Here is a 21,308-nt window from a genome sequence, read left to right as displayed (position 1 = left end):
TAGTTTACCTAATAACTCCTATTCAATAAAGCCTATTTAGGTAAGAATTGCTTAAATTCGGCTAAAATATTGGCGACTCGAGGAACGTCTTTTTTACCCTTTCGATAAACTATTGAAGTAAGGAACTTCTTGTCATCTTTTAAAAAGACTGGAGTTAAATTAATGTCATTTTTGTGAGCTTGATAATACGAATGACTAACAAATGTATCGTAGTTTGTTGCTATAGCTGTTGCCACTAGCTGCTCTGTTGATGAAAAGCTCATAGAAATATCCAATTTCTTTTTTATATTAACTCTACTTCCAAATTTTTCTTTCATTAGTTGAGTTAAAAAAAATCCATCTGGATATGCTACCCATTTTTGTTTAGTAAACGTAGAAATTGGGTATGCTTCACCAGCTTCTAAATTAGTGAGATGCGTCAAAATTATTAAGCGTTCATCATTAATTTTCATTTGTTCATATTGATTATTCAAGCTAGCCTGACTTTTTTTAGCAACATCTGGAATATATAAAATTGCCAAATCAATCAAATTATTATCCAAGTTATACCACAAATCCTTACGATTAAAGCAACTAAGATTAATAGTAATATCAGGGTATTTCTGGTTAAACTTAATTAAGAACCTTTGTAACCACTCACAATTAACACTTTCTAAAACTCCAATTGAAATATTCCCTCGATCAGCTTGGGTAAACTCCTGAATATCATTTACGACAGAGTTCATAGTTCCCAAAAGTTTAATTGCTCCAACTTGTAATTGCTTTCCTGCTTCAGTAAGATATAGTTTTTTACCCATTTGTCCAAACAAAGGAGTCCCAATTGCATGTTCAATTTTTTTGATTTGCTGCGTTAATGCTGGTTGAGTAATTCCCAAAATTTGTGCTGCTTGAGTATAATTCATTGTATCTATTAACTGTAAAAAATAGTGTAGAGATTTACTTGAGAGAATAGCATCCATTTTAGGCATATAAATTATTCCTTCTATCTTAACAATAATATGGCTTACATTTATATGCTATTATCAATCAAAAATGGCTCTGTGTCAAAGTATATTTTATAAATAATTAAATAACTTGTGTAAAATAATAAATATATATAAATAGAATCATAAATAAAAAACTATTTAACTATAATTCAAAGGCCTACCTAATTTCAAACTTATTGGTACTCCATCGCTTGTAGTATCAACAACAAAAGATCCATTAGAATACCGATCACTTAATGGAAACTCATTGGTTTTTACCATAATTTGTCTTTTACTACTTGTAGTTATTACTAATACATGTTCTTGTCCATATGAGACCAAAGAAGCTATTTTATGTGGGTGCGACTTAAGTTCTCTAAGTACAAGTACGCCTCTTTTAGCTCTAGAAATTTTATTAATTAAATCAGCCTTAATTTGTTTAAAGGCACCACGCTGCGTAACTATACCTATTCGAACTAAATTAATGTAATTAGAAGGAATTAGTGTATACGAAACAATAAAGTCATCGGCTTTTAGGTTAACTGATTTAACGCCTAACGCTTTTGCCCCCAATTCTGGTACCTCATTGAGATCATATCTAACAGCGTAAGCATCATGAGTAAATAAAATGACTTCAAATTTTTCATTTGGTTTAACTAAGTCAACCCTTACTATGGTACTGGTATCGCCTTTCATTTTCATTGCAACCATTGCACGTGAACGGTAGGTCCTAGTTGGTGGTAGACTCTTTAATTTTACTTGCTTAATATAGCCATCTGTACTAGCTAACACAAAATTTACGTCTTCATCTAATTTGCTAAATGAAAACACCCGAATAATTACTTCGTCACTACTCAAGCCTATTTCTTGTGATAAATGCTGACCGGTTTCTTTCCACTTTGCTTCAACAAGTTCATTTACTGGACGATAAATCACATTACCACGGTTAGTAAACAAGTATAAATTATCTAAAGTTGACACTGTCTTTTCATACACAACTTGATCGCCATCTGGTAATCCATTATCTTCATCATCACTTGATTGCCAAGATCGTAAAGAGGATCGTTTTAAATAACCATCACGACTAATTAAAATTCGTACTTGTTCATCAGCCAGAAGTGCCTTTTCATCAATTTTAATTTGAGCTGTTTCTGTAGAAATTTCTGTTCTTCGGGGATTTCCGAATTCTTTTTTAACAGTTGATAATTCTTTAATAATTTCTTTTTGTAAAATTTTGTCATCTGACAGTAGTGCACGATAACGGGAAATTTTATCTTTTAAATCATTTTGCTCTGCAACTAATGCATTTACATCGGTATTAGTTAACCGATATAGTTGTAATGAGACAATTGCTTCTGCTTGTCTTGAAGTGAAAGCAAATTTAGCAGTTAAATTTTTCTTAGCTTCGGCCTTATTTTTAGATGCACGAATTGCTTTTATTACTTCATCCAAGATATCCATCGCATGGATTAAGCCTTGAATTATTTCTAAACGTGTTTCAGCTTTATTTAAGTCATACTTAGTACGCTTGATAACAACATCTTTTTCATGCTCTAAATATGACGTCAAAATATGTTTCAGACCAACTTGTACCGGTGTCATATGATCAATTGCCACCATATTGAAGTTATAGGAAACTTGTAGTTCTGTATTTTTGAATAAGTAATTTAAAATATTTTGAGCATCTGTACCCTTTTTAAGTTCAATTACGATTGATAGTCCATGACGATCTGTTTCATCACGAACTTCAGCAATACCATCTATTTCTTTATTTAGCCGAATTTCATCAATTTTTTTAACTAATAGAGCCTTATTAACTGCAAAGGGTATCTCAGTGATCACAATTTCTTCCCGATGACCGCGAATTTCTTGAATCACTGATTTTGCTCGAACTTGAATTCGACCGCGTCCAGTCTGATATGCTTCTTGAAGTCCCTTTTGCCCCATGACAATTGCCCCTGTAGGAAAGTCTGGGCCTTTAACAAATTGCATTAATTCATCCAAACTAGCATTAGGATGTTTCAATAAATAAATTGTAGCATCAATTACTTCGCTTAAATTATGTGGGGGTATTTCAGTAGCATAACCTGATGAAATTCCGGTAGATCCATTAACTAATAAATTAGGAAAACGAACTGGAAGAACAGTTGGCTCATATTCTGTATCGTCAAAATTAAGTACCATATTGACAGTATCTTTGTCAATATCCTGTAAAAGCATATTAGAAATCTTATTCAAACGTGATTCTGTATAACGCATAGCTGCTGGACCATCACCATCCATTGAGCCATTATTACCATGCATTTCAATCAGAGTCTCACGCATTTTCCAGTCTTGGGATAAATGAACTAAAGCACCATATATTGAACTATCACCATGAGGATGAAAATTACCCATGATATTACCTACAGCTTTAGCAGCCTTTTTAAACGGTTTATCATAAGTATTATTGTCCAGATACATAGCATAAAGGATTCTCCTTTGTACTGGTTTTAAGCCATCACGAATATCTGGTAATGCTCTTTCTTGAATGATATATTTCGAATATCGTCCGAAACGTTCACCCATAACCTGCTCAAGCGGCATTTCACGAATTCGTTCATTTGTAGCCATTAATCAAAAACCTCTTTATTTCTACTCATTTTCTTCTAAAATTGATGCACTTTCGCCCATTCTAAACTTAACATTCTCTTCAATCCACTTGCGCCGAGCATCAACCTTGTCACCCATTAAAGTAGTTACGCGGCGTTCAGCTAATGCCGCATCGTCAATCTTAACTCGAATTAACATTCTAGATTCAGGATTCATCGTTGTCTGCCATAATTGTTCAGCGTTCATTTCGCCCAATCCCTTGAATCTCTGCAGAGTATAGCCACGGCCAATTTTTTCCTCATCAATTGCTAATTCTTCATCCGTCCAAGAATACTTAACCCGTCTAGTTTTACCGCGCCCTTTTTGTAAGCGATATAAAGGTGGTAAAGCAATATATACTTTGCCATGTTCAATCATTGGCCTCATATACCGATAGAAAAAAGTCAATAGCAAAATTTGAATATGAGCACCATCATCATCAGCGTCCGTCATAATAATTACTTTATCGTAATTAGAATCGTCAACTTTAAATTCAGCTCCCACACCTGCACCGATAGTATAGATCATAGTATTAATTTCTTCATTTTTAAAAATATCTTGCAATTTAGCCTTCTGCGTATTTAATACTTTACCGCGCAAAGGTAATATTGCCTGAAATCTACGATCACGCCCCTGTTTAGCGGAACCACCAGCAGAATCACCTTCGACAAGAAATAACTCGTTTTTTTTCGGATTACGAGATTGGGCGGGGGTTAATTTACCTGATAATACTTCTTTTTTACGTCTTTTTTTACCATTTCGACTTTCATTACGTGCTTTTTTTGCAGCTTCGCGAGCATCCCTTGCACGCTGGGCCTTTTTAACTAATTCTTGAGCCAGCTCACCATTTTCCATTAAATAGTAAGACATTTTTTCATAAACAATTGCATCAACTACTGATCTAGCTTGTGGGGTACCCAGTTTTCCCTTAGTCTGGCCCTCAAATTCCAAAAGCTCTTCAGGTATTTTTACTGACAATACTGCACTTAGACCTTCACGATAGTCCGAGCCATCCAAGTTTTTATCTTTTTTACCAAGTAATCCTTGCTTTTTAGCATAATCATTGAATGCTCGCGTAAAGCCACTTCGTGCACCAACTTCATGTGTTCCACCATCAGCTGTACGCACGTTATTTACAAAAGAAACAAGACTTTCAGAATAACTATCACTATATTGACCACTAAATTCGACTTCAATTTCATCTTGTTTTCCATCAAAGTAAAAGACATTATTTAATGTATCCTTGCCTTCGTTAAGGTATGATACAAAAGATTCAATTCCGTTATCATACTTGAAGTCATCATGATGTATAGGTTCACGTTCATCCTTTAAAACAAAACGAACGCCCTTTAGTAAAAAAGCAGACTCCCGAATTCGCTCTTGAATAGCTTCATACTTATATTTTGTGGTCGAAAAAATTGTTTCGTCTGGCTTAAAAGTTATAGTAGTACCTGTTGGTTCCTTAGTTTTACCAAGACGCTTTAAACTGCCAACAGGATGACCACCATTAGTAAATTCCTCTTCATACAATATGCCATCACGCACTACTTTTACACACATATAACTAGAAAGAGCATTGACAACAGATGATCCTACACCGTGGAGTCCACCAGAAGTTTTATAGTTCTGCTCGGTAAACTTCCCACCGGCATGTAAAACAGTCAATATCACTTCAATCGTCGGCTTACCAGACTTGTGCATGCCAGTAGGCATCCCCCGTCCGAAATCACGTACAGTCACACTGTTATCACCGTGAATGGTTACATCAATTTCTTGGCCAAAACCAGCCATAGCTTCGTCAACTGAATTATCAACGATTTCATAAACTAACTGGTTTAAACCGTGAATGTCAGTCGATCCAATATACATTCCTGGTCTTTTACGTACAGCTTCTAAACCATGAAGAATCTGGATTGACGAATCATCATATGAATTTATATTTTTATTTGTTTTAGCCAAATAAATTCCTCCAGTTTTTTTAATCATTTATTTTTGTTCTGTTCTCACACTAAACAATCTTTGATAGAATAAGATTAGAAATTAAGAGAGTAGGATATAAATGATAAATCTAAAATTAATACTGGTATTTATTTTAGCATACTTACTAGGATCATTTCCGACCGGGGTTGTTATCGGAAAAATATTTTTCGCAGAAGATATACGTAAATATGGTTCAGGTAACATAGGAACAACTAATTCTTTTAGAGTTTTTGGACCATTAGCTGGTAGCTTTGTGTTAATCATTGATGTACTTAAAGGAACCTTAGCAACTAATCTGCCAAGATTATTGCAAATTTCTGGTCCAAAGTATCTTCTTCTAATTTGTGGTTGCTTAGCAATTTTAGGACATACTTTTTCTATTTTCCTTAAATTTAAGGGGGGAAAAGCTGTTGCAACTAGTGCCGGACTTTTCTTAGGCTACGATTTGAAGTTTTTCAGCATTTGTGCCTTGATTTTTTTGCCCCTTGTGTTTATTACTTCTTATGTAAGCTTATCAAGTTTAATCGCTGTTGTTTTGATTTTTATTACTACCTTTTTCTTTCATGATCTTTTCTTAGAGATCATCGTTGGCTGCATTATGATTATCCTTTTTAATCGCCATCGCAGTAATATAAATCGACTTATTCACCACCAAGAAAATATTATTCCCTTCGGCTTATGGTACTGGTATAAAAAAAAGCACCATAAGTTATAAACTAAAATAAATACAACCAGAAAAACTGGCTGTTATAATTATAAATCATCAGAACAAAAGTTCGCAATAAAATAATTAATAAAAAAAATAGTATCAATAATTAACTGAGGTTCCCCTCTAGAATGGACTAAAAATCCAGCTGGAGGGTTTTATTATGGTTAAATTTACTAAACTATCCTAATTTTGGGGTTCACATTAATATTCAAACCGCGCATTGGGTCTTTTATAATAATAAAATGTCTAAGCTTTTAGTTAAACTTAAACTTCCGAGTTTATATTAAGTTTTCTAAATAGCTATGTTGGCAATGATATTCGCCTTGATTTTGTTATTGTTTCTAAAAAAATGAAGTTCGTAATCAAAAAGTTGTTTCATTTCTGGATTTAAATTATGCGCAATGAAGATTACACTGGCATCAGTCGCCATAATTTTACGTAAGATTTTTATAGTTGCCTGTTCATCAATCGCACTTGTTCCCTCATCAACCAGAATGATTCTACTTTGATGAATTAGTGCACGTGCCAAAACTATTTTTTGTCTTTGACCACCTGAAATAGTCAGCTTATTTAAATCAAGTTTTGTTTGCAGGTTCAGCTTCTGCTCGGCAATGTCTTGCTGCAGCTGCATATCTTTGACCCATTCTGGCACCATTGGCGCTAAGTTATCATCAAACATGGTTATGTTGTCAACTATGCTATCAGGAAATAAAACTGCATTTTGAGGCAAGTATCCGATTGTACTTAAATCAGGGTGAGCTAGATTGCCATGCCTACCGCAATAGATCACATGACCAGAACTAGGTCTAAGTTCACCGGCCAGAATTTTAAGCAAGGTTGATTTGCCTACACCTGACTCACCCGTTAACAATATTTTTTGGCCAGGTTTAACTTTAATATCGGGTAATTGTAAACTTTCACCATTCGGGAAAGCCATTTGCAAATCAGCTGTGATAATTTCATCTACTTCTTCTAAACCTACATTGGCTTCTTCCTGCTTAATAACTGGTATGACTAAATCTTCAATCTGCCTATTAAGATCAGTAACTCCAATCATGGCTCCACGAGCCTCTGTGATCATCTCAATACCACTAGTTAAATAATATTTGAGATCACTAACTACTGAAATCACCCCAAAAGCTATTTGCTTGGTAATAATTAAATAGCCAGTGACAGCATATAGCAACAGTAACATAACTTGAGAGGAGACTTCGTTAACAAATTTAAGATATTGCTTTATTCCAGTTTCTTTGACATTAGCGTTCTCTAATTTTTGTGAAGATTTGCTTAATACTACAAAAAGGTGATTACCAGCAAAATATCTTTGTAACTCTTCTATTCCGGTCAACCAACTTCTTATTGTATCAAGATAGTTTTTGTTACTAGCAGAAATAGTCATCATAGCTTTTTGTAACGGCCTTGCTATTAACTTGGGTAAAAGTAATGATACAATTACCATCAAGGAAATAACGATTAACATGGCCCAATGGATAGTAAACAACAATACTAAAGCAGAAACAAAATAGCCGATGCCACTAACCAATTTGAAAAAAGCATCAAGATAGTTTTCCTCACTTTGAATTAGGTCGTTTGTTAAAAAATTCTGTATTTGAGCAATTGCATATTCTTGCTTGGTATAACAGAGATGGCTAACTATTTTTACTCTTATAATTTTTTTATATCGTTCTTTTTGTTTGGCTAAAATATAATCAAATAGATATTCTATTAAGTAACTAACTACTAGCAAAACAAAGGAAAACGCCGTTAGTTTTAAAAACTTGGATAAACTAACCTGTTGAATAGCATCAACCTGGTATATTCCAACCTGTGTGTTTATCAGGGCCAAAGCAGGCGCTAATAGCTTAACTATTATCGTACAAATAAAAACAACAGGATTCACCTGCCAAAAATCTTTGATTTTCATAATCTTTCCTTACTTCTATCTGCTTAAGTTAATACGATAATCAAATAATTTTTGCACTTCCGGTCGCAAATTATGACCAATCATGATAATGGTTTGATCACTTGCTAGCAGTGATTTGATAATCTTAGTACTAGTTTTACTGTCGATTGCACTAGTTGGCTCGTCTAGTAGCAACAAATTTTGCCTTTTTAATTTGGCCCGCGCTAAGATGATTTTTTGTTGCTGACCACCAGATACGTTGAGATTATCGAGATTGATTGTCGTGTTTACACCTTGGGGAAACTTGGTCAGATCGTCAGTTAATTCAACCGAATCAATCACTTTATTTAACTGACTTTCTGGATAATGTTGAAACATTGTCATATTATTTGCAATTGTATCAGGAAAAAGAACGCCGTCCTGGGCTACATAGCCAATCTGTCTGTAGTTAGGCGTAATCAATTCACCTTTTTTATTGTAATATTCAATTGAGCCTGCCGTAGGCTGCAACTTGCCCAAGATAGCTTTAAGCAGAGTTGACTTCCCAGTGCCCGAGTCTCCGCTAAGCAAGACCTTGTCGCAAGCCCTAATTGCAAAATCTGGATACCTTATCTGGTGGCCCTCGTAAGTTATCACTAGCCCTTTTACACTGATAGCAGCAGGAGAAGCGTCCACTTCAGTATCTGTTTCAGTATCCTGAGTCAACGTGTGCAATTCGGTGCGCAGGTCTTTAGTGGCCTTTATCTGCGTAATGGAGTCAATTATGTCCCATAATTCATCAAAAATAGAACTAACAAAGTTACTAGCAACAAGCAAACCACCGATGTCTAATTGGTGGTGAAAGAAAAGTAGACCACCCCAGAGGATAATACCAACTTGACCAATTGAATTACCTACCCCATTTAGTCCATCAGCAGTACTCAATGCTTTTTGTTTTTTTTCATTTGCATCAGCAAGCCTACCACTACTTTGGTTAAGCACATTTTGCAATCTGTTAATTGCATGGTAGCGCCGTAATACATTTAATCCACTAAACCAGTCAGCAACTGTCTTTAAAAAGACGGCGTTTTTCTGGGAAGCTGCCTTAGTTGCACGCGTGGTAATTTTTTGGGTTAATTGAGGCAGAGCAAGTACTATGACACAAGTGAGGACTGTAGCTATGACCAGCGTCCAATGCATAGAAAACAACACACCGATAGACATCAAAAGCATTAAGCTGCTGCTTAAGATAAGAATCCAAGGTCTGGCATATTCATCCGTCAATATCTTCATATTATTATTTAAAATGTTCTGTATTTCGCCAACTTCCCTATCGCTATTGTGATAATAATGATGAATAATCCTATCTCTGAGCACATGGACATATTGTTGAATCTGTTTGTTAAACAGGTAAGTACTAATAGTTAAGAACAAGCTGCTCACAATGGCAACCAATATTTCAACGCTGCACCAGTATAAAAAAGTTATTAGGTCTTTATGTGTTAAGGCATTTAAGGCGTACCTAAAGAGATATGCCGCTGCAGTTCCTGTATAAGAGTACATAAGGTAAATAATTAGTAACAAACTTCCCCGCAAAAGATTGACTTTAAAAAGATTCTTAAGTGTCATTGCACTTCTCTTTCAATATAAATGAAAAACTATTGCTATATTTTACCATATAGCAATAGAATAAAATAAAAAAATATGTTATTTTTAAAGTCAATGTTAATATTCTTTCATAGAATGCTTATAAATGAGTTATTACCTGAAAGACTTACAGTTAAGCCAGCAATTTATAGTATTAGTAAACTCAAGCTTGCAATGGCAGAAGTTAGAAATAGATTCTACATTCTTAGATTTACCTATATCTTTTGGAAAACAGATTGTCTATTAAAGTGAATCAAATACTACACTAAAACTAGAATTAAGTATAAGTTAAAAGGCCGCACCCCGATTGAATATCGGAATACGGCCTTATAAAATGAAATAATATTAACTTCTAATTCTAGGGGTTAGTTTCAGTCAATAATTAACACTAAGCTTTTTACCTTAATCATGAAAAGCCATACTAAAACCAGCAGTAAAAGTTTTTCCTGTTTCAAGGTGATTCATTCCAAATTTTTCTTCTAACTTCCCAGTCGAATCTGCTCGATCAGCAATTCCCCACCAAGGTTCAATACAAACATAATCAGCCATTTGGGGATACTGTGACCAAATCCCTACAAAAGGTGCATCCCGCAGCCATACATTAACATGATAATTACTAGTATCAGTTTTCAACGATATGCGATTATCATGGCCATGTAATTCAAAAACCAGGGCATCATTTTTAAATAAATGTTCGCTTAAGGTAATCAAACTATTAGTCGATGCTAGAGAGCGATTAGCCCAGTCTAGAAGACCATTACTTTTTATTGGAATTTGCACACGAGTAAGTGAAGGTTTAGTACTAAAATAAAAATCAGACTTGCTAATAACCGAACTTGTTGGAATATTAAATCCCGGATGACCGCCAATTCCAAAAATCATTTCATAATCTGATTTATTGGTAATACTAAAGTTTTCTTCAAGTAAATTGTTTAATAAATTATAGTTAACCCGCAGTTCAAACTTAAAGGGATAAATTTCTCTTGTCTGAGCTGTATCTGTTAGCAAAAAAGTAATACTCTCAGCGGTATGTTGCTCAACCTCAAATGCCATATCGCGGGCAAAACCGTGCTGGGCCATTTGATAGGTCTTACCTTGAAAAGTATATTGATTATTTTTCAATTTACCTACGATAGGAAACAGAATTGGTGCATGCCGTTGCCATACATCTGGATTTGCCTGCCAAATATATTCATAGTTACTATGCAGACTTTTAACACTGTGAATCTCGGCACCTATATTTGAAATAACAACTTGTAAAATACTATTTTTAATAGTGTAATCCATGATCATTCATCGCCTTTATTAAAGAATAAACTTGGTTAAATCTTTATTTGTTATTATATCACTAAGTTTTTCATTAACATATGCTTCAGTAATCGTTATTTCACCCATGGCCATATCTGGTCCTTCATAAAGCACATCTTCAAGCAATTTTTCTAAAATAGTCGACAATCTTCTTGCACCAATATTATCAGTTCCCTGATTGACATCATAAGCAATTTGTGCAATTCGACTTATAGCTTCTTGTGTAAAAATCAATTTAACACCATCTGCTTTCATCAAAGCAACGTACTGTTCTAACAGAGAATCGGCTGGATCCTTTAAAATTTTCACAAAATCATTCTTTGTCAACGCATTAAGTTCCACTCTAATTGGAAAACGTCCCTGTAATTCAGGAATTAAATCACTAGGTTTAGATTCAGAGAAGGCACCGGCTGCAATAAACAAAATATGGTCTGTTTCAACTGGACCGTATTTTGTCTGCACGGTCGATCCCTCAACAATTGGTAAAATATCGCGCTGTACCCCTTCACGTGATACTTCCCCAGAAGTTTTTTTATTACCAGCAGCAATTTTATCAATTTCATCAATAAAAATGATGCCATTATTAGCCGTCCGTTCAATCGCTTTTTGATAAATTGAATCATAGTCAACCATCTTATGTGATTCTTCTTGAATTAAAATTTCACGTGCTTCTCGAACTGGTAAGGTGCGCTTAATTTTCTTTTTAGGTGCTAGCCCATTAAGTATTGAACTCATATCAATACCCATTTGCCCCATCATATCACCCATCGGGTTAACTTTAGGTGCCTGTTCAACGTTAATTGTAACATCTCGATTTTCTAGTAAGCCTTTGTTTAATTGTTCAGCGACAGTCAAACGCTCATTACGGATAGCATCAGTTACTTCTTCTTCATTTGAATTAGCGTCTGCCTGAGTACCTGAAGTCATCGCCGACATCATCTGTTGCCATTCTTCCATCATATTCTTTTGCTTTTCACGTTTAATACCAGGAACTAGCAAGCGTACTAAAGCTTTATTAGCTTCTTTAGTTGCCTGTAAACGAACTTGATCAAATTGTTCTTTTTCTTCCATACGAACTGCTTCATTAACCAAGTCACGTACCATTGATTCCACATCACGACCGACATAGCCAACTTCTGTAAATTTAGTTGCTTCTACTTTAACAAAAGGTGCCTTAACGATTGTGGCTAACCTTCTAGCAATTTCTGTCTTACCCACACCCGTTGGTCCTGCCATCAGCATATTTTTAGGAGTTATTGCTGCCTGCATTTTACTGGATAATTGCATGCGCCGATAACGATTATAAAGGGCAACTGCAACTGCCTTTTTAGCATTATCTTGACCAATAATATATTCGTTTAGCAAACTAACAATTTGCTTAGGAGTCTTTGTTTCCATGAGTTTCACCTGCTTTTAAAGTTCATCTGTATTAATTTGGTCATCGGTAAAAATATCAATACCAGCAGCAATTTCAACTGCTTCATGTGCAATTTCACTCGCTGTCATATTCGAAGAATGCCTAATCATCGCAATTGCCGCCGCTTGAGCAAAATTGCCACCTGAACCAATCGCAACAACATTCTCATCTGGCTCTAAAACCTCTCCATTACCAGAAATAAGCAATAGGTCATGATCATTAAAAGCAATAATCATGGCTTCCAATTTCTGTAAAGTTGCATCTTTACGCCATGCTTGCGCCATTTCAACAGCTGCTCGGCGCAAATCTCCACCAAATGCCTCTAACTTTCCTTCAAGCATGTCTTGCAGACTAACAGCATCCGCAACCCCACCTGCAAAACCGATTACTACTTGATTATGATATATCCGGCGAATTTTTTTAGCAGTTGACTTAGCAATTACTTTTTCACCTAAAGTAACCTGTCCATCACCTGCAATTGCAGTCTTACCATTATATTTTACTGAACATATTGTTGTCATTATTTTGCCTCGTCTTTCTTATCATTGCGGGAAAAAAATCTTTTATAATTTGCTTGTAGATGGCTCATAGTCACATGCGTATATATCTGGGTGGTTGAAAGATTAACGTGACCAAGTAATTCTTGAACGCTACGCAAATCAGCACCATTATTGAGCATAGCCGTCGCAAAGGAGTGCCGTAACTCATGTGGATGCACTTTACCGTTAATTCCTGCATTGTTAAACACTTTTTGCATAACATACTCAATGCCACGCGAGGTTAATGATCGTCCCCGACTATTTAAAAAAACATGATCTGTATCTTTTGCATTGGCTAAAAGTTGCTTGCGCGCACTTTCTAAATAATCTACTAATACAACTTTAGTTTGATCATCAAAAGCTACATAACGATCCTTATTCCCCTTACCATGGACTAAGATAATCTTTAAATCAAAATCTATTGCCTTAATTTTTAATCCACTAACCTCACTAACCCTCATACCAGTTGTATAAAACAATGCAAACATCGCTAGATTACGCATTGTTAATGGATCTTTACTACTTAGTGAAGTTATAACTTGATCAATTTCTGGTGGATAAAAAAATTGCGGTAGTTTTCGTTCTTTAGCTCTCAAGACAATAGTCTGAGTCGGATTAACTTTAATCATTTTTCGTTTAAACAAAAAATGATAAAAAGAACGTAAACTTGACATTTTTCGCGCTTGAGTAGTACGTGCAAGCTTACGTTGAGCCAAATTTTGTAAAAAAATCTCCACATCCCTGGGTACTACTTTTTCCCAACCAGTAAAGCCACCATTTTCTTGCCAAAACATTTTTGCTTCAAGCAAATCAGTTTGATAAGACCTAATAGTTGCCTTGCTATATTGACGCTCATTTTGTAAATACGAAATAAAAAGTTGCAAAAAATTACTTTCTTCCGCTACCATTTTAGTCTATCACTTCTTGCTTGAACTTTGCTAGCGTTTCCAAGCTACGCTCACTAATTTTTTCATGCCGTTCACGCTTATTACGAATTTTTTTACCTTCAAGACCAGGTATCAAAGCAAAACTAGCATTCATTGGTTGAAAGTGCTTAACATTAGCTGTAGTCACATAATTAGCCATTGAACCCATTGCAGTAATTTTCGGAAAAATAATTGTATCTTGTCCGCTCGCTTTTCTGGCTGCATTAATTCCAGCAACTAAGCCACTGGCTGCACTCTCAACATATCCTTCTACACCTGTCATTTGACCAGCAAAAAAGAGGCCAGCACATTTTTTAGCTTCATAACTTGCCGTTAGTACTTCAGGTGAGGCCATATAAGTATTACGATGCATTTTACCATAACGAATAAAACGTGCATTGGCTAGTCCTGGTATCATTGAAAAAACTCGCTTTTGGGCCCCATACTTCAAATGAGTCTGAAAGCCAACTATATTATACATTGAGGCAACCGCATTATCTTGCCGCAATTGGACTACTGCATACGGCTGTTTCCCAGTATGTGGATCTTCTAACCCTACTGGCTTTAGTGGACCAAATAACATAGTCTTTTCACCACGAGCAGCCATAACTTCAATCGGCATGCAACCTTCAAATACATCTTCTTTTTCAAAACTATGCACTTGAGCTGTTTCTGCACTCACCAATTCACGGGCAAAATTTTCATATTCTTCTTGCGTCATTGGACAATTTAAATATGCCGCCTCACCCTTATCATAGCGTGACTTCTTATAAACAATATCCATATCAATTGAATCAGCAGCAATAATTGGTGCAGCAGCATCAAAAAAATGTAAACTTTCAGTTCCAGAAAATTTTTGAATTTGTGTAGCTAATGCATCACTAGTTAAAGGACCTGTAGCAATAACATTTATTCCTTCAGTTGGCAAAATTTTTATTTCTTCATCATGAAAAGTAATCTTCGGCATTGCGTGCAACTTAGCGGTAACATAGTCACTAAAATCATCCCGATCCACAGCTAGTGCTCCACCAGCTGGAACTTGTGTCTTATCTGCTGCAGCAATAATAAGTGAATCTAACTGACGCATTTCTTCTTTTATCAATCCTACCGCATTTGATAGTTGATTCGACCGCATTGAATTGGTACAAACAAGTTCAGCTAACTGCCCTGTTTTATGTGCAGATGTCATTTTTTGCGGTCGCATTTCATAAAGATCAACTGGAATTCCTCGTTTAGCCAATTGCCAAGCAGCTTCACTTCCAGCTAAGCCACCACCTACTACAGTTACTTTTTTAGGCATATCAATATTCCTTTACTAAAAATATTATTTATGTAAAAGAATATCATCAAATCAGATTGATTTGATGATATTTACATAAATTTAACTTTATTGGTTTTCTTTTTCTTCTTCCCTTGGTTCTTCGCTGTAATCACCATTAGGGCATAAAACAACTAAATTGTGTTTACTTCTTTTTTCAACTAGGAAGTGACCATCATTAGGGCATTGGCGACTAATCGGCTTATCCCATGAAACAAAATCACATTCTGGGTAACGAGAGCAGCCATAAAATTTACGGTTACGTTTGGATTTCTTTTCAACCACATCACCTTTACCACATTTGGGACACAAAACACCTATTTTTTTAACAATTGCTTTCGTATTACGACATTCCGGAAAGCGCGAACAAGCATAAAATTTGCCATAGCGGCCCATTTTAATGACCATGGGGGCACCACAGATATCACAATTAAAACCAGCTGGTTCATCTTTAATCTGAACTTTTTTTATGTCGGCATCAGCCTTATCTAGTTCCTTTTTAAAGGGATGATAATATTCATCTACCACCTTTACCCAATTCTTCTGGCCCGCTTCAATGCTATCTAAGTCATTTTCTAATTGAGCTGTAAAATCAATATTAACAATGTCTGGGAAAAATTTTTCAATTAAATCGTCAACAATTTCACCCAATTCTGTCGGTACAATAGATTTAGCTTCTAATTTAACATAATAACGCCGCTGCAGTGTATCAATTGTCGGAGCATAGGTTGAAGGCCGACCAACACCATTTTCTTCTAGAGCATGAACCAAACTGGCTTCAGTATATCGAGCTGGTGGTAAAGTGAAATGCTGCTTATTATCAGATTTTGCTAATTTAACAATATCACCATTTTCCAATTCAGGTAATTCACTACTTTTTTCTTGTTGATTGTCATATACCTTAGTAAAGCCAGCAAATTTCATTTTTGAACCTGTAGTTCTAAAAATCACCCCATTTTGTTCAGCATCTGCTCTAACTGTGTCATAAACAGCTGGTGTCATTTCACTAGCTAAAAAGCGTGACCAAATCAACTTGTATAAACGATATTGCTCAGTAGTTAACACTGCTTTAAGTGACTCCGGTGTACGATAAACGCTAGTTGGCCGAATTGCTTCATGAGCATCTTGGGCATCTTCTTGATTTTTAAAATGCCGCGCCCCTTTAGCTGCATATTGGGCACCATATTTTTCATTCAAAAATTTAGATGCTTCAGCCTGGGCTATTGGAGATATTCGTTTGGAGTCTGTTCTCATATATGTAATTAAGCCGACCGTACCTTCTTTACCTAAGCTAATTCCCTCATATAACTGCTGGGCAATGCTCATAGTTCTTCTAGTACGATAACTTAACCGCTTATTGGCTTCTTGTTGCATTGTTGAAGTTGTAAACGGAGCAGCTGGTTGGCGCCGACGTTCACGTTTAACAACATTATTAATATTAAATTCTTGCTTTTTATCAATTTTAGCTAAAACATTTTTGACAGCGTCATTATTGGGTAAGTCCTTTTTTTTACCATTGATTCCCCAAAACTGGGCTTTAAATATTTTAGTTTTTTTCTTAAATTCAGCGTCAATTGTCCAGTATTCTTCAGGCTTAAAATTATTTATTGCTTTTTCACGATCAATCACAAGCTTAAGCGCAACAGATTGAACACGCCCAGCACTCAAACCTTTTTTTACTTTATCCCATAAAATAGGTGATAAAGAATAACCGACTATTCGATCTAAAATTCGGCGAGCTTGTTGGGCATTAACTGTATCCATATTAATTGCCCGTGGATGCTTGAAACTGTTTTTGACAGCATCCTTAGTAACCTCATTAAAAGTAACTCTATTCTTAGCTGTATCATCCAAATTTAAGGCATGGGCCACATGCCAAGCAATAGCTTCTCCTTCACGATCGGGGTCAGAAGCCAAATATACTTCTTTAGCCTTTTTGGCTTCTGCCTTCAATTCCTTAATTGTGTCACCTTTACCACGAATTGAAATATATTTAGGCTCGTAGTGATTTTCAAAATCAATCCCCATTTGTGATTTAGGCAGGTCACGAATGTGTCCCTTAGAAGCAATCACACGATAGTTACGTCCTAAATATTTTTCAATTGTTTTAGCTTTAGCCGGTGATTCAACTATTACTAATGTTTTTTTACGCTTTTTTGGCTTTGACTTAGTAGGCATCAAAAGCCTCCTCATTAATTTTCTTAATTTTAGTACTAGACTGAGAATAGAATATTTATTGGCTAATTGTCAAATCTTTAAAGTTGAAATTCAAAATCCGTAATTGGACAAGCCCCAGCTGCAATTAACTTGTTAGGTCCTGCAGAAAGGAGACTAGTAATTGGCCCCGGGATGGCAAAGATATCACGATTTTCTTGTAAAGCTAAGTTAGCTGTTATCAATGAGCCAGACTTTTCCTTAGCTTCAGTTACAATCACACTTTGTGCAATGCCAGCTAAGATACGATTACGCTCTGGAAATCGAAAGGGTCTTGGTGGAGTATCAGGTAGGTACTCACTTAAAATTAGACCAGATTTAGCAATTTGCTCTTGAACCTGATAATTACTCATGGGATAAAAATGATTAAGTCCATTCCCCACTACAGCAATAGTCTTACCTTTATTTTTTAAGGTTGCTTTGTGCGCCATGACGTCTACCCCTTTGGCTAGACCACTGGCAATTACTATCTTATTTTTGATTAAATTAGGTACCAACTTATCCAACACTACTTGACTATAATTAGTAGCCTGCCTAGCGCCAACGATTGTTACTATTTTATTTTTTAATAAACTCAGATCTCCTTGAGTAAATAAAACTAAAGGTGGCCGATAAATTTGACGCAAGGCGTCTGGATATTCATTATCAAAAAAACTAATGGGGTAACACTGTTTCTTAATACGAATAATAATTTTTTCTATCCCTGTATCATTATACGCAGCTAAGCATGACTGATTTAAATTATCAGGCAAATTCATATTCTTAATAGTCTGAATACTGATATCATTGCTAGTGATTTGACTAGCAATTCGTAACATTTTAACATAACCAATATTTTTTTGTAGTTTTAGACGTAAAAGAAAATCTGTTATTTTCATAAAAAATCCTCCCATTTGTATAATACGCAGAAAAGGAGGCAGATTTTTTATTTTACTTATAAAAATCACTTACTGGAGCAAAAGTTTTACGGTGAATCGGCGTCGGACCATATTTTTGTAATGCTGCAATATGATCCTTAGTGCCATAACCAGCATTACAATTAAAATGATATTCGGGATAAATATCATGATAATCTTCCATTAACTGATCACGAAAAACTTTCGCAATAATCGAAGCTGCTGCAATCGAATTAGATTTAGCATCCCCTCTAATCAAGCGCTCTTGCGGCAAGTTAATTGGCACATTCATCGCATCAACTAATAATGCATCTGGTTTTAAGTCCAATCCTTTTACCGCATCAGCCATTGCTAAACGATCAGCCTCATAAATGTTAATTTGATCGATTACTTGGGCACTCTTTATTCCTATAGCTACACTAACTGCCTTTTGTAAAATTAATGGATAGAGCTCTAAACGTTTAGTTCCACTTAATTTTTTAGAATCATTGACTTCAATAAGATCAAAACTATCGTCTAAAATAACTGCCGCAGTAACTATCGGACCAGCAAGCGGTCCACGCCCTACTTCATCTACTCCAGCTACAATCTTTTTTTTCGACCAATATTTTTTTTCATAAAAAAAACGATTATTAAAGGCAAGTTTTTTTTCGGCAAACTTTGCTTTACGTTTATAATAGCTTGCTAATAATTTTTGGACGCCAACTCTTGAATCTAACGAAAGCATTGTTAAATCTGACTCACTAACATTATCTTCAGTTAATAACTGTTTTATTTCAGTAATCTTCATGGACGATCAAGCGTAATCCTTCCTACCTTACCTTTACGAAGCCGTTGTAGTAAATACAAAGAGAAACGGTCATAATCATCGCGCATGCCATATTCTTCAGTAAGTGCTAATAACAAATCAGTATTATTAATCTTCTCTACTCGATCTTTTGTCGAACGAGTAAATCTCACCAAATCAGCTAAATAATTTTTGCGCAAACTTGCAAGCAAAAATAAAGCAACATCATCTGCGCTAAAAATTGTATCTTTAATTGCTCCAAATGCAGCTAACTTATAACCAACATCTTGATCTTCAAATTTAGGCCACAAAATCCCTGGTGTATCAAGGATCTGAATATTAGACTGCGTTTTTAGCCAAGTTTGTCCCTTAGTAACGCCTGGCTTATTACCAACTACTGCTACATTACGTCCAACTAAACGATTAATAATTGTCGATTTCCCGCAATTAGGTACACCAGCTACGGCAATTCTAATTATAGGATTAGTAGCCCCTTTGGCTTCACGCTGTTTAATTTTTTCATTGGCGGCATTTTTAATCATACGAACTAAAACTTGCATATTATTACTATGCAAGGAGTCCATTGCCATAACAAATTTACCTTTGCCAGTTAATTTTTTTTGCCAAAGCTTGGTCATTGTGGGATCTGCTAAATCTGCTTTATTTAAAATAATTAAATGCGGTTTATCTCCAACCAAGTCTTCAATCATTGGATTTCTTGATGATTGTGGAATTCGTGCATCTAATACTTCAACTAATACATCAATTAAGCTCATCTTATCTTCAAGTTGATTACGAGCTTTATTCATATGACCTGGATACCACTGAATTTTAGCCATTACTATCTTGCCTTCTTTACACTAAAAGGTCTATGTGACCATATATAATTAATATGACATCTTTTCGCGGTACATTTGATATGCTTCATCAAAAATACTCATATTTGGTAAATAACCTGCATTTAATTCCAAATAATTAGACAATTCTTCATAACTTTGCTCTTGTTTAGGAAAAGTTTGATCATTTAGAGCATTATTTGCAAATTGTGCTACATCATCTTTTGCATCTGCACTACACTGGGTCATTAAATAACGATAAAAGCTCTCTCGATATGACAATATGTTTACTCCGTATAATATAAAATGGCATACGCATCCATACCAGCATGGGTGGCAATAATAGGACTAGTTTCACGTACCAATACATTAATATTTGAATTAATATCTTTTATTTTTTGAGCCAAATCAAGTAATTTTTCTGGTACTCCACCAGTTGAAACATAAGAAATGCCCACTTCCTTAATACTATCTTTGTTAGCCGCTATATCAGCTAAAACGCGTTGATCAAAGGCAAGCGAGAACTTTTTACCACGGCCCTTTTTAGCAATTTTTAATTCTCCACCTGGCATCTGTAATTCAATTCTAATATTAAGTAAATTAGCAATCTTCCCAGAGATGGGGCCTAAACGTCCACCTTTAATAACATTTTCTAGGTTCACAATCATCATCCGCAAACGCTGCGTTTTTTTAATGTTTTCAATATGCTCTAAAATTTGGTTAACTGTTTTGTTAGATGCAACATCACGTGCAGCAGCTAAAACTTGTAGTCCCTCAGCTCGATCTGTTAATTCTGAATCTACAATATGAACAGCATCAGGCTTATCAGCCATATTGGCTGCTTGCCTTGCTGCATCAATCGTACCACTTAATGCTTTGGCTAAAAATATACCGATGACTTCACTACCATCTGCTGTCAAATCATTAATTGCTTTTATGATAGTCCCGATTGGTGGTTGACTTGTTTTGGGTAATTCTTTTGCAATAACCATTTCATCAACAAATTGTTGTCTAGTGATTTCTACCCCATCTAAATAGGTTTTACCTCCAACGGTTACCGATAACGGTACAACCGTAATATTATATTTTTCTATTTCTTCTGGCGTCAATTGTGCCGAAGAATCTGTCAAAATTTTAATTTCTGACAACTTTACTCGCCCTCAATTCTGAATTGCTGTCACATTTTTATGATAGAATATTAATATCAATTATCTGTATTATATCAAAAAAATAAACAAAAAGAAGAAAGTGAA

The 21,308-nt window shown here is 35.3% G+C and carries 18 protein-coding genes; 2 read left to right on the top strand and 16 right to left on the bottom strand.

Going from position 1 to position 21,308, the window contains the following annotated elements:
• Positions 1-32 precede the first annotated feature (32 nt).
• From F5ESL0237_RS03525 to parE, 3 genes are all read right to left on the bottom strand, one after another.
• Complete coding sequence (locus tag F5ESL0237_RS03525) at positions 33-968, bottom strand: LysR family transcriptional regulator (protein ID WP_122021648.1); 936 nt, start codon at positions 966-968, stop codon at positions 33-35.
• 156 nt (positions 969-1,124) lie between these two features.
• Positions 1,125-3,578 carry a DNA topoisomerase IV subunit A gene (gene parC, locus F5ESL0237_RS03520; RefSeq protein ID WP_122021647.1) on the bottom strand — a complete coding sequence of 818 codons (2,454 nt, stop codon included), beginning with the start codon at positions 3,576-3,578 and terminating at the stop codon, positions 1,125-1,127.
• A gap of 21 nt (positions 3,579-3,599) precedes the next feature.
• Positions 3,600-5,582, bottom strand: coding sequence for a DNA topoisomerase IV subunit B (parE, locus tag F5ESL0237_RS03515; RefSeq protein WP_122024647.1), 1,983 nt, complete (start codon positions 5,580-5,582; stop codon positions 3,600-3,602).
• Positions 5,583-5,655: 73 nt separating this feature from the next.
• On the opposite strand from parE, the gene plsY reads away from it, so the two are divergent.
• Positions 5,656-6,291, top strand: coding sequence for a glycerol-3-phosphate 1-O-acyltransferase PlsY (gene plsY / locus F5ESL0237_RS03510; RefSeq protein WP_090091914.1), 636 nt, complete (start codon positions 5,656-5,658; stop codon positions 6,289-6,291).
• 286 nt (positions 6,292-6,577) lie between these two features.
• Here plsY and F5ESL0237_RS03505 read toward each other — a convergent pair whose 3' ends face one another.
• Positions 6,578-8,209 (bottom strand): ABC transporter ATP-binding protein, encoded by a 1,632-nt coding sequence (locus F5ESL0237_RS03505; protein ID WP_122024646.1) that lies wholly within the window; start codon positions 8,207-8,209, stop codon positions 6,578-6,580.
• Positions 8,210-8,224: 15 nt separating this feature from the next.
• Positions 8,225-9,796, bottom strand: coding sequence for an ABC transporter ATP-binding protein (locus F5ESL0237_RS03500; RefSeq protein ID WP_122024645.1), 1,572 nt, complete (start codon positions 9,794-9,796; stop codon positions 8,225-8,227).
• Between the two features lie 270 nt (positions 9,797-10,066).
• On the opposite strand from F5ESL0237_RS03500, the gene F5ESL0237_RS08620 reads away from it, so the two are divergent.
• Entirely contained in the window at positions 10,067-10,147 is an 81-nt protein-coding gene (locus F5ESL0237_RS08620; RefSeq protein WP_370448613.1) for an IS3 family transposase, read from the top strand.
• A 69-nt stretch (positions 10,148-10,216) separates the two neighbouring features.
• Here F5ESL0237_RS08620 and F5ESL0237_RS03495 read toward each other — a convergent pair whose 3' ends face one another.
• The 11 genes from F5ESL0237_RS03495 to F5ESL0237_RS03445 form a co-directional block, all read right to left on the bottom strand.
• Entirely contained in the window at positions 10,217-11,101 is an 885-nt protein-coding gene (locus F5ESL0237_RS03495) for an aldose 1-epimerase family protein (protein ID WP_122024644.1), read from the bottom strand.
• 18 nt (positions 11,102-11,119) lie between these two features.
• The gene (gene hslU, locus F5ESL0237_RS03490) at positions 11,120-12,520 is read right to left on the bottom strand and encodes an ATP-dependent protease ATPase subunit HslU (RefSeq protein WP_122021641.1); all 1,401 of its coding nucleotides are present in this window, start codon (positions 12,518-12,520) and stop codon (positions 11,120-11,122) included.
• A gap of 15 nt (positions 12,521-12,535) precedes the next feature.
• A complete protein-coding gene (hslV, locus tag F5ESL0237_RS03485) occupies positions 12,536-13,060 on the bottom strand; it encodes an HslVU peptidase proteolytic subunit (RefSeq protein WP_122021640.1) in 525 nt (174 codons plus the stop codon).
• Positions 13,060-13,986: a site-specific tyrosine recombinase/integron integrase gene (gene xerA, locus F5ESL0237_RS03480; RefSeq protein ID WP_122021639.1), complete on the bottom strand. Its 927-nt coding sequence runs from the start codon at positions 13,984-13,986 to the stop codon at positions 13,060-13,062. The genes hslV and xerA overlap by 1 nt, the downstream gene beginning before the upstream one ends.
• A 1-nt stretch (position 13,987) precedes the next feature.
• Positions 13,988-15,304 carry a methylenetetrahydrofolate--tRNA-(uracil(54)-C(5))-methyltransferase (FADH(2)-oxidizing) TrmFO gene (gene trmFO / locus F5ESL0237_RS03475; protein ID WP_090091901.1) on the bottom strand — a complete coding sequence of 439 codons (1,317 nt, stop codon included), beginning with the start codon at positions 15,302-15,304 and terminating at the stop codon, positions 13,988-13,990.
• An 87-nt stretch (positions 15,305-15,391) separates the two neighbouring features.
• Positions 15,392-17,500: a type I DNA topoisomerase gene (gene topA / locus F5ESL0237_RS03470; protein WP_122024643.1), complete on the bottom strand. Its 2,109-nt coding sequence runs from the start codon at positions 17,498-17,500 to the stop codon at positions 15,392-15,394.
• Between the two features lie 77 nt (positions 17,501-17,577).
• Complete coding sequence (dprA, locus tag F5ESL0237_RS03465; protein ID WP_122024642.1) at positions 17,578-18,414, bottom strand: DNA-processing protein DprA; 837 nt, start codon at positions 18,412-18,414, stop codon at positions 17,578-17,580.
• Positions 18,415-18,466: 52 nt separating this feature from the next.
• Complete coding sequence (locus F5ESL0237_RS03460) at positions 18,467-19,222, bottom strand: ribonuclease HII (protein WP_122021636.1); 756 nt, start codon at positions 19,220-19,222, stop codon at positions 18,467-18,469.
• Complete coding sequence (gene ylqF / locus F5ESL0237_RS03455) at positions 19,219-20,058, bottom strand: ribosome biogenesis GTPase YlqF (protein WP_118896463.1); 840 nt, start codon at positions 20,056-20,058, stop codon at positions 19,219-19,221. The genes F5ESL0237_RS03460 and ylqF overlap by 4 nt, the downstream gene beginning before the upstream one ends.
• Positions 20,059-20,106: 48 nt before the next feature.
• Positions 20,107-20,337 (bottom strand): YozE family protein, encoded by a 231-nt coding sequence (locus F5ESL0237_RS03450; protein WP_122024641.1) that lies wholly within the window; start codon positions 20,335-20,337, stop codon positions 20,107-20,109.
• Between the two features lie 5 nt (positions 20,338-20,342).
• On the bottom strand, positions 20,343-21,203 hold the full coding sequence (locus tag F5ESL0237_RS03445) for a DegV family protein (protein WP_090091891.1): 861 nt from the start codon (positions 21,201-21,203) through the stop codon (positions 20,343-20,345).
• Positions 21,204-21,308: the final 105 nt, after the last annotated feature.

It is taken from the genome of Lactobacillus sp. ESL0237 (assembly GCF_003692985.1).
In the GTDB taxonomy this organism is placed as follows: Bacteria; Bacillota; Bacilli; order Lactobacillales; family Lactobacillaceae; genus Lactobacillus; species Lactobacillus bombicola.
The sequence above is the reverse complement of the archived record's forward strand: the minus strand, read 5'-3'. Positions and strand labels throughout refer to the sequence as shown.

What these genes read in the sequence shown, in the direction of transcription:
- parC (WP_122021647.1), bottom strand. Translation starts at nt 3,578, where the DNA reads ATGGCTACAAATGAACGAATTCGTGAAATGCCGCTTGAGCAGGTTATG.
- xerA (WP_122021639.1), bottom strand. Translation starts at nt 13,986, where the DNA reads ATGGTAGCGGAAGAAAGTAATTTTTTGCAACTTTTTATTTCGTATTTA.
- hslU (WP_122021641.1), bottom strand. Translation starts at nt 12,520, where the DNA reads ATGGAAACAAAGACTCCTAAGCAAATTGTTAGTTTGCTAAACGAATAT.
- F5ESL0237_RS03525 (WP_122021648.1), bottom strand. Translation starts at nt 968, where the DNA reads ATGCCTAAAATGGATGCTATTCTCTCAAGTAAATCTCTACACTATTTT.
- topA (WP_122024643.1), bottom strand. Translation starts at nt 17,500, where the DNA reads ATGCCTACTAAGTCAAAGCCAAAAAAGCGTAAAAAAACATTAGTAATA.
- trmFO (WP_090091901.1), bottom strand. Translation starts at nt 15,304, where the DNA reads ATGCCTAAAAAAGTAACTGTAGTAGGTGGTGGCTTAGCTGGAAGTGAA.
- F5ESL0237_RS03460 (WP_122021636.1), bottom strand. Translation starts at nt 19,222, where the DNA reads ATGAAGATTACTGAAATAAAACAGTTATTAACTGAAGATAATGTTAGT.
- parE (WP_122024647.1), bottom strand. Translation starts at nt 5,582, where the DNA reads ATGATTAAAAAAACTGGAGGAATTTATTTGGCTAAAACAAATAAAAAT.
- hslV (WP_122021640.1), bottom strand. Translation starts at nt 13,060, where the DNA reads ATGACAACAATATGTTCAGTAAAATATAATGGTAAGACTGCAATTGCA.
- F5ESL0237_RS03500 (WP_122024645.1), bottom strand. Translation starts at nt 9,796, where the DNA reads ATGACACTTAAGAATCTTTTTAAAGTCAATCTTTTGCGGGGAAGTTTG.
- F5ESL0237_RS03505 (WP_122024646.1), bottom strand. Translation starts at nt 8,209, where the DNA reads ATGAAAATCAAAGATTTTTGGCAGGTGAATCCTGTTGTTTTTATTTGT.
- F5ESL0237_RS03495 (WP_122024644.1), bottom strand. Translation starts at nt 11,101, where the DNA reads ATGGATTACACTATTAAAAATAGTATTTTACAAGTTGTTATTTCAAAT.
- dprA (WP_122024642.1), bottom strand. Translation starts at nt 18,414, where the DNA reads ATGAAAATAACAGATTTTCTTTTACGTCTAAAACTACAAAAAAATATT.
- plsY (WP_090091914.1), top strand. Translation starts at nt 5,656, where the DNA reads ATGATAAATCTAAAATTAATACTGGTATTTATTTTAGCATACTTACTA.
- ylqF (WP_118896463.1), bottom strand. Translation starts at nt 20,058, where the DNA reads ATGGCTAAAATTCAGTGGTATCCAGGTCATATGAATAAAGCTCGTAAT.